Raw genomic sequence first — 568 nt, 5'->3', positions numbered from 1 at the left:
TGACCTGCTCCCCGTTGATTAGTACACCCCGATGTTAGTAATGTCTTCATAAGCCACATGAGGACATCCCCATGAAGAAGCGTTTTTCCGACGAACAGATCATCAGTATTCTCCGCGAAGCCGAAGCTGGGGTACCCGCCCGTGAACTCTGCCGCAAGCATGCCATTTCCGATGCCACGTTTTACACCTGGCGTAAGAAGTATGGCGGTATGGAGGTGCCTGAAGTTAAGCGCCTGAAGTCGCTTGAGGAAGAGAACGCCAGACTCAAGAAGCTGCTTGCCGAAGCCATGCTGGATAAAGAGGCGCTTCAGGTGGCTCTTGGGCGAAAGTACTGACGACAGACCAGAAGCGGGAAGCCGTGATGTTGATGTGTGATGCGACCGGTCTGTCGCAACGTCGTGCCTGCAGGCTTACAGGTTTATCCCTGTCGACCTGCCGCTATGAGGCTCACCGTCCGGCTGCTGATGCGCATTTATCAGGGCGCATCACTGAGCTGGCACTGGAGCGCAGGCGTTTTGGCTACCGTCGTATTTGGCAGTTGCTGCGCCGTGAAGGGCTTCATGTTAAT

General features: G+C 54.9%; 1 pseudogene. It reads left to right on the top strand.

Annotated features, from left to right (window positions below):
* Positions 1–71: 71 nt before the first annotated feature.
* Positions 72–568: pseudogene (locus tag ACOTX1_RS23825) on the top strand (IS3-like element ISSen4 family transposase); the annotation flags it as partial.

The sequence above is a fragment of the Enterobacter cloacae complex sp. IR5401 genome, assembly GCF_049238425.1.
Lineage (GTDB): Bacteria > Pseudomonadota > Gammaproteobacteria > Enterobacterales > Enterobacteriaceae > Enterobacter > Enterobacter hormaechei_C.
Note: the sequence above shows the minus strand (reverse complement) of the source record. Positions and strands in the feature narration are given on the sequence as shown.